This window comes from Stenotrophomonas sp. GD03958, assembly GCF_029839005.1.
Taxonomy (GTDB): Bacteria; Pseudomonadota; Gammaproteobacteria; order Xanthomonadales; family Xanthomonadaceae; genus Stenotrophomonas; species Stenotrophomonas hibiscicola.
The window spans coordinates 26403-33344 of the sequence record NZ_JAOBZT010000049.1 but is presented as its reverse complement, the minus strand read 5'-3'; the positions used below and the strand labels follow the sequence as shown (position 1 = coordinate 33344).

Genomic DNA, 6942 nt, shown 5'->3' with positions numbered 1-6942 from the left:
GCTCTGCGCCCCCGCCCGCCCACACCGCCCCACCCCTGACGGATTCCGGGCGTCTGCCGGGCTTGGGGTCGGATCCCTCTGCTGCGCAGAGGGCACTGACCACTGAATCTGTCTGTGCGGGCGGGAGGCGCTAAAATGGCGGGATGATCGCCAATACCGCTGCCTACCATTTCGCCGTCATCGACGCCCCTCAGGCCCTGTGTGACCAGCTGCTGGCGCGTGCCGAGGCGGCACAGCTGCGCGGCACGATCCTGGTGGCGGGCGAGGGGCTGAACCTGTTCCTGGCGGGTGCGCCAGAGGCGGTCGAGGGTTTCTACGCAGCGCTGCGCTCTGACGCGCGCTTTGCCGATATGCGGGTCAAGACCAGCTTCAGCGAGCACCAGCCGTTCGCCCGGCTGAAGGCCAAGGTGAAGGACGAGATCATCAGCTTCCGCCGTGATGACGGCCAGCCGCTGGACTATCCGCGTGCGCCGGCGGTCGATCCGGCCACCGTGCAGCGCTGGCTGCGGCAGGGGCATGACGATGCCGGCAAGCCGGTGGTGATGCTCGATACGCGCAATCTGCAGGAAGTGGAGTACGGCACCTTCAAGGATGCGCTGGTGCTGCCCATCCACAAGTTCACCGACCTGCCGGAGGCGCTGGCGCCGCACCGCGAAGCACTGAAGGACAGCACCGTGGTCAGTTTCTGCACCGGCGGCATCCGCTGCGAGAAGGCGGCGCTGTGGATGGTCAACGACGGCATGGACAACGTGCTGCAGCTGGACGGTGGCATCCTCGGCTACTTCGAGGAAGTGGGCGGCGAAGGCTACGAAGGCCGCTGCTTCGTGTTCGATGAGCGCATTGCGCTGGATGCGGAACTGAAGCCGATGGTCGACCAGCCGTTGCCTGATCCGCGCCCCAGCGCGTTCTAAGCCGGGATGTCGATTCCCCGGTAGAGCCGGCCGCTGGCCGGCTGCCAGGGCACGTTGCCTGCCGGCCAGCGGCCGGCTCTACCGGATCAAGCGCAGCCAGTCGTGGACCCGCGCTGCGGGAATCAGCATCCTGCCACCGGCACTGGCCGCTGCGCCGGGTCGTCCCCATGCATGGGGGATCCTGTGACGGAAAAACGCCTGATGATCCCGTTGTCGATCCTTGACCTGGCCCCGGTCTGCGAGGGCAGTGACACCACCACCGCCTTTGCCAACATGCTGGAACTGGCCCAGCGCGCCGATGCGCTGGGCTACCGCCGCTACTGGCTGGCCGAACACCACAACATGCCCGGCATCGCCAGTGCGGCCACCGCCGTGCTGATCGGCCATGTCGCCGGCGGTACCCGGCGCATCCGGGTCGGTGCCGGCGGCATCATGCTGCCCAACCATGCCCCGCTGCAGGTGGCCGAGCAGTTCGGCACGCTGGCCTCGCTGCATCCGGACCGGATCGACCTGGGCCTGGGCCGCGCACCGGGTACTGATCAGCCGACCGCGCGTGCATTGCGCCGCTACTTCGACAGCGCGGACCAGTTCCCACAGGACGTGCGCGAGCTGCTGCACTACTTCGAGCCGGTTCAGCCGGGGCAGGCGGTGCAGGCCGTTCCAGGTGGCGGCCTGCGGGTACCGACCTGGATCCTCGGTTCCAGCCTGTTCGGCGCGCGCATGGCCGCGTCGATGGGCCTGCCGTATGCGTTCGCCTCGCACTTCGCACCCGACGCGATGGACGAAGCCCTTGCTGTCTACCGCCGCGAGTTCCGCCCCTCGGCGGCGCTGAAGCAGCCGCACGCGATGCTGGCCCTGAACGTCGTTGCCAGCGACAGCGAGGCGGAGTCGCGCCGCCTTTTCACCAGCCAGCAGCAGAGTTTCGTCAACCTGCGTCGTGGCCGGCCGGGCAAGATTCCGGCACCGATCGACGACATCGAGTCCTTCTGGGAGCCGCACGAAAAACTGGGGGTGGAGCGGGCGCTGGCCTGCACCGTGCTGGGCGATCCGCAGCAGGTCGGGGAGGGCATCGCCGCGTTTGTCGAACGGCACAGGCCCGACGAGCTGATGCTCACCGCCAACCTGTACGACCACCGCGCGCGCTTGCGCTCGTTCGAACTGACCATGCAGGCCTGGCACGCCCGCCACGCGGGCTGAACAATTGCGTCACGGGCTGTTGCGGCCGTGCCCGGTCTGATGGGGGCTCATTCCGATGGAGTCCCCCACATGGCCTACACTCGCGCCGAACACGTCAACCAGCTGGCCGAACTGATCAAGGATGTGGAGGTGGCCATGTTCACCACCACCGGCGTCGACGGACGGCTCTACAGTCGGCCGCTGGCCACCCAGCAGGTCGCCTTTGACGGCGACCTGTGGTTCGTCATCACCGCCGACAGCCCGAAGGTGGCCGAGATCGCGCTCGACCCGCGGGTCAACGTGGCGTATGCCTCGCCCTCGAACAACACCTATGTCTCCGTGGCCGGGCGTGCCCGCGTCGTCGATGACCGCGCGAAGGTCGAGGAGCTGTGGTCGCCGGCGATGAAACTGTTCTTCCCGGGTGGCAAGGATGATCCGAACCTGCGCCTGATCCACGTGCGCGCCGAGAGCGCCGAATACTGGGATGGCCCGGGCACGCTGCTGGGCAAGGCATTGAGCTTCGTGCTGTCGGCGGTGCAGGACGAACCGGCGGCGCTGGCCGACAACGGTTTCATCGACCTTCGGTGATTGCTGCATCCACGCGTGGCGTGGATCTACCCGATGTCGGTAGTGCCGGCCGCTGGCCGACAACCCTGGAAACGTGGCAGCCGGCCAGCGGCCGGCTCTACCGGATGCCGCTTCAGAACCAGCGCTGGAACAGCTCCACTGTATAGCCCACCAGCTGCCCCGAACTGAAGCCGAAGAACGCGATCGCCACCAGTGCGGCGATCCAGTTGAACAGCATCAGCGCACCATCGCGTTCCAGCAGCGCCAGCGAGAACAGCAGCAGCTGGAAGCCGAACAGGAAGTTGGTGAACGGAATCGGCAACGACAGCAGCAGGCCCAGCAACACCAGCAGCAGGCCAGTGAACGCGTGTGCGGGCAGCGGTGTCAGCAGCTGCGGCAGGCGTGGCTTCAGCATCCTGTCCAGCCGCCGCAACGGGCGATCGATACGGTCCAGGAAGCGGTGCATGGTGCCGCGCTTCGGCCCGCGTCGGGCAACGAAACCGGGCAGCCAGGGGCGGCGCAGGCAACACAGCATCTGCAGGCCGATCAGGACCACCAGTGGGCCGCTGACCGCACCCCCCATGCCCGGGATCGGGATGAACGAGGGCAGGATCGCCACGAACAGGAACACGCCGAACGCGCTCTGCTGCAGGTTGCTGAGGATCTGGCCGAGCGGCATGTGCTCGGCGGGATCGCCGGAGGCGAACATCTCCAGCAGGGTGCGGATGCCCTCGTTGCGGTAGGCCGCGCGCTGAGCGCCCTGGCCCTGGCCGGTCTCAGGCGGTGAGCTCATCGGCCTGCTCGTCGGACAACGTGCGCAGCAGCAGCTTGTCCACCCGCGCACCGTCCAGGTCGACCACCTCGAAGCGCCAGCCGGCCCAGTCGAAGTACTCGCCTGCGTGCGGGATGCGGCCGAAGTAATGGATGCACATGCCGGCCAGCGTGTAGTAATCGCCGTCCTCGGCATCGGGCAGGTCGTTGCTTCCGATCAGCTCGCGCAGGTCTTCGATCGGCAGCGAGCCGTCGACCAGCAGCGAGCCGTCCTCGCGGGTCACCACCAGGGCATCCTCGTCGGCATTCTCGACCGCCTGCAGGCGGCCGACCACGGCGCCCATCAGGTCGCTGATGGTCACCAGGCCCTGGATCTCGCCGTACTCGTCCACCACCAGCGCCATCGACTGCTGTTCCTCGCGGAAGATCTCCAGCAGCTTCATCGCGTGGGTCGATTCGGAGACGTACAGCGGTTCGCGCAGGGTCTGGAACAGCGCGTTGTCGCCGCGCGCCATGCGCGTGGCCAGCGATTTCAGCTCCAGCACGCCGACCACGTCCATGTCGTTGTCGCGGTACACCGGGTAACGAGAGAACTCGTGCTCGGCCATGATGTCCAGATTGCGGTCCAGCCCGGCCTGGGTGTCGAGCCAGGCGATGCGGTTGCGCGGCGTCATCAGGCTGTCGGCGGTGCGGTCGCCCAGGCGCATGACGCGGTTCATCATGTCGCGCTCGTGGGCGTCGATCACGCCGGCCTCGTGGCTCTCGGCCACCAGCATCCGGATCTCTTCTTCAGTCACCTGCGCGGCCTCGTCCTTGCCCAGGCCCAGCACCTTCAGCACCAGCTGCGTAGTCTTGGACAGGAGCCAGACGAAGGGCAGGGCGAGCCTGGCCAGCCAGCTCATCGGCATCGCGACCAGGCCGGCAATGGCCTCGGAACGTGTCAGGGCCAGGCGCTTGGGCACCAGTTCGCCGAAGATCAGCGTGATGAAGGTGATCAGCGAGACCGCCAGGGCGGTGCCTACTTCGCGCGCGTACGCAAAGCCGGGCATCAGGCCCTGCAGCCAGCCGGCGATCGCGTCGCCGATCGCATCACCACCGAGGTAGCCGGTGAGTACGCCGATCACGGTGATGCCGATCTGCACGGTGGACAGGAAGCTCTCCGGCTTCTCCGACAGCTCCAGCGCCTTGGCGGCGCGCTTGGAGGTGGCGGCCATCTGCTTCAGGCGGCTCTTGCGCGAGGTCATGACCGACATCTCGGACATGGCGAAGAAGCCGTTCAGCAGAACCAGCGCGAAGACAATCAGGATCATTTCAAACACGGGCGTCGTCCCCGGTTGGTGGCAGGGAGGGCGGGTGCTTGCGATGGCGGCAGGCGCTCAGGAACGGGGTCCGGCGCGGCGCAGGGGGATAAGGGTCGTCGTCCATAAGGTGCGCCTGAAGGCGCGCTGGCATCTTAGCAAAGGGGCGTGGCAGGGTGGCAACCGCCTGTTCAGGTTGGGGCTCCCAGAGCCCGGAAAGGGCGCGGGGATACCCGTGATGGTCATCTAGCCGTCATAATTCGCTCTGGTGCCGTCCTTCCCGCGACGGCTGACAGGTTTCTCAATGTTCTCTCTGCAGACCATTTTCGGTTCCGGCAAACAGTTCTACACCCTGCTCGATGAGGCTGCTGTCGCGGCTTCCGATGCCGCCAAGGCGCTGCATTCCATGCTGCGCGAGGCCGACCGCCAGCCCGCGCTGGACGCCTTCAAGCTGGCCCGCCTGCGCGAACGCGCGGCCTCGGACAAGATCAGCCAGGCGCTGGTGGACAGCTTCATGACCCCCATCGAGCGCGAAGACATCGAAGCGCTGGGTTCGGCCCTGTACAAGATTCCGAAGCAGATCGAGAAGTTCGCCGATCGCTATTCGCTGGCCACGACCCACCTGGAGCACATCGACTTCGCGCCGCGCGCGGCGATGCTGGAGCAGGCCGCCGGCGTGGTGGTGGAGATGGTGGCCGACCTGCGCCACATGAACCTGGACCGGATGACCGCGCTGAACGAGAAGCTGCGCTCGCTGGAGAACGAGGCCGACCGCCTGATGCTCGAGCTGTACCGCGACATCTACTCCGGTCGCCTGGACAACCTGCAGATGTTCCTGCTGAAGGAATTCTTCGAGATCCTGGAAAAGGCCATCGACCGTTGCCGCGAGGCTGGCGTGGTGGCGTACCAGATCGTGTTGAAGAACAGCTGACGGACGCCGCCGCATGTTGACCCTTGTCCTGGTAGTGATCCTGGCCGCGCTCGTCTTCGAGTTCATCAACGGCTTCCACGACACTGCCAATTCCATTGCCACCGTAGTGGCGACCAAGGTGCTCTCGCCCGGCTGGGCGGTGATGCTGGCCGCCTTCATGAACCTCATCGGTGCGCTGACCGGTACGGCGGTGGCGCTGACCATCGCCTCGGGCCTGCTCAACACCAACGTGGTGGAAGTCACCCCGCAGGTGATCCTGTGCGCGCTGCTGGGCGGCATCATCTGGAACCTGATCACCTGGTGGAAGGGACTGCCGTCCTCGTCCTCGCACGCGCTGATCGGCGGCCTCTGCGGCGCCGGCCTGGCTGCGGCCCACAACAACTGGGATGCCCTGATCTGGTCCGAGCGCCTGGGCAGCTGGGCGCAGAACAAGGGCCTGCTGTGGAAGGTGTTCGTGCCGATGATCACCTCGCCGATCGCCGGCTTCCTGCTCGGCATCGTGGTGATGGTGCTGCTGTGGGCGCTGATCGCCGGCCTGGCCAAGGTCGGTGGCGCCATCGGCCGCCTGGCCCGCCCGCGCATCGTCAATGCCTTCTTCGGCAAGGCGCAGATCGCCTCGGCGGCCTACATGGGCTTCGCCCACGGCCACAACGACGCGCAGAAGACCATGGGCATCATCGCGATGACCCTGATTGGTGCCGAAGCCACCGGCGCACTGAACGATCTGCCGTCCTGGCTGGCCTTCATGCACCCGGACGCGCACGCCGGTGACGGCATCGCCATGTGGATCGTGCTGACCTGCGCGGTGGTGATGGCGGCCGGTACCGCTTCGGGTGGCTGGAAAATCATCAAGACCCTGGGCCACAAGATGGTCAAGCTGCACCCGATCCACGGCTTCGCCGCGGAGACCAGCTCGGCCACCATCCTGACCCTGGCGGCCCACTTCGGCATGCCGGTCTCGACCACGCACAGCATCTCCACCGCGATCATGGGTGTCGGCTTCGCCAAGAACCCGCGTTCGCTGAAGTTCGGCGTGATCGAGCGCATCGTCTGGGCCTGGATCCTGACCATCCCGGCGGCCGGCGGCTGTGCGTACCTGATCCTGAAGCTGTTCGAACTGTTCGGCTGGACCTGATCGCCACGCCAGGGTTGCAAACGAAAAAGCCCGCCGGATACCGGCGGGCTTTTTTCATGGCAGATCATTCCTCTGTATCCAAGCGTGCCGACCAACGGTCGGCACCCACAACAGCAGCAGGAACCTGTCAGCGGCGGGGTGGGGTGGATATGC

Annotated in this window: 7 protein-coding genes; 5 read left to right on the top strand and 2 right to left on the bottom strand. The window is 66.5% G+C overall.

What is annotated here, in order from left to right; all coding sequences use genetic code 11:
- The first annotated feature begins 143 nt into the window (after positions 1–143).
- From N5C25_RS14255 to N5C25_RS14245, 3 genes are all read left to right on the top strand, one after another.
- Positions 144–911 (top strand): sulfurtransferase, encoded by a 768-nt coding sequence (locus tag N5C25_RS14255; RefSeq protein WP_019658894.1) that lies wholly within the window; start codon positions 144–146, stop codon positions 909–911.
- Positions 912–1112: 201 nt separating this feature from the next.
- Positions 1113–2108, top strand: coding sequence for an LLM class flavin-dependent oxidoreductase (locus N5C25_RS14250; protein ID WP_279937150.1), 996 nt, complete (start codon positions 1113–1115; stop codon positions 2106–2108).
- 69 nt (positions 2109–2177) lie between these two features.
- Positions 2178–2675, top strand: coding sequence for a pyridoxamine 5'-phosphate oxidase family protein (locus N5C25_RS14245; protein ID WP_279937149.1), 498 nt, complete (start codon positions 2178–2180; stop codon positions 2673–2675).
- 112 nt (positions 2676–2787) lie between these two features.
- Here N5C25_RS14245 and N5C25_RS14240 read toward each other — a convergent pair whose 3' ends face one another.
- Entirely contained in the window at positions 2788–3447 is a 660-nt protein-coding gene (locus N5C25_RS14240) for an exopolysaccharide biosynthesis protein (RefSeq protein ID WP_251103469.1), read from the bottom strand.
- Positions 3431–4735 (bottom strand): hemolysin family protein, encoded by a 1305-nt coding sequence (locus N5C25_RS14235; RefSeq protein WP_251103468.1) that lies wholly within the window; start codon positions 4733–4735, stop codon positions 3431–3433. Before N5C25_RS14235 ends, N5C25_RS14240 begins: the two co-directional genes overlap by 17 nt.
- 292 nt (positions 4736–5027) lie before the next feature.
- On the opposite strand from N5C25_RS14235, the gene N5C25_RS14230 reads away from it, so the two are divergent.
- Both N5C25_RS14230 and N5C25_RS14225 read left to right on the top strand, forming a co-directional pair.
- Entirely contained in the window at positions 5028–5654 is a 627-nt protein-coding gene (locus N5C25_RS14230; RefSeq protein ID WP_004152833.1) for a DUF47 family protein, read from the top strand.
- A gap of 13 nt (positions 5655–5667) precedes the next feature.
- Entirely contained in the window at positions 5668–6789 is a 1122-nt protein-coding gene (locus tag N5C25_RS14225) for an inorganic phosphate transporter (protein ID WP_019658889.1), read from the top strand.
- Positions 6790–6942: the final 153 nt, after the last annotated feature.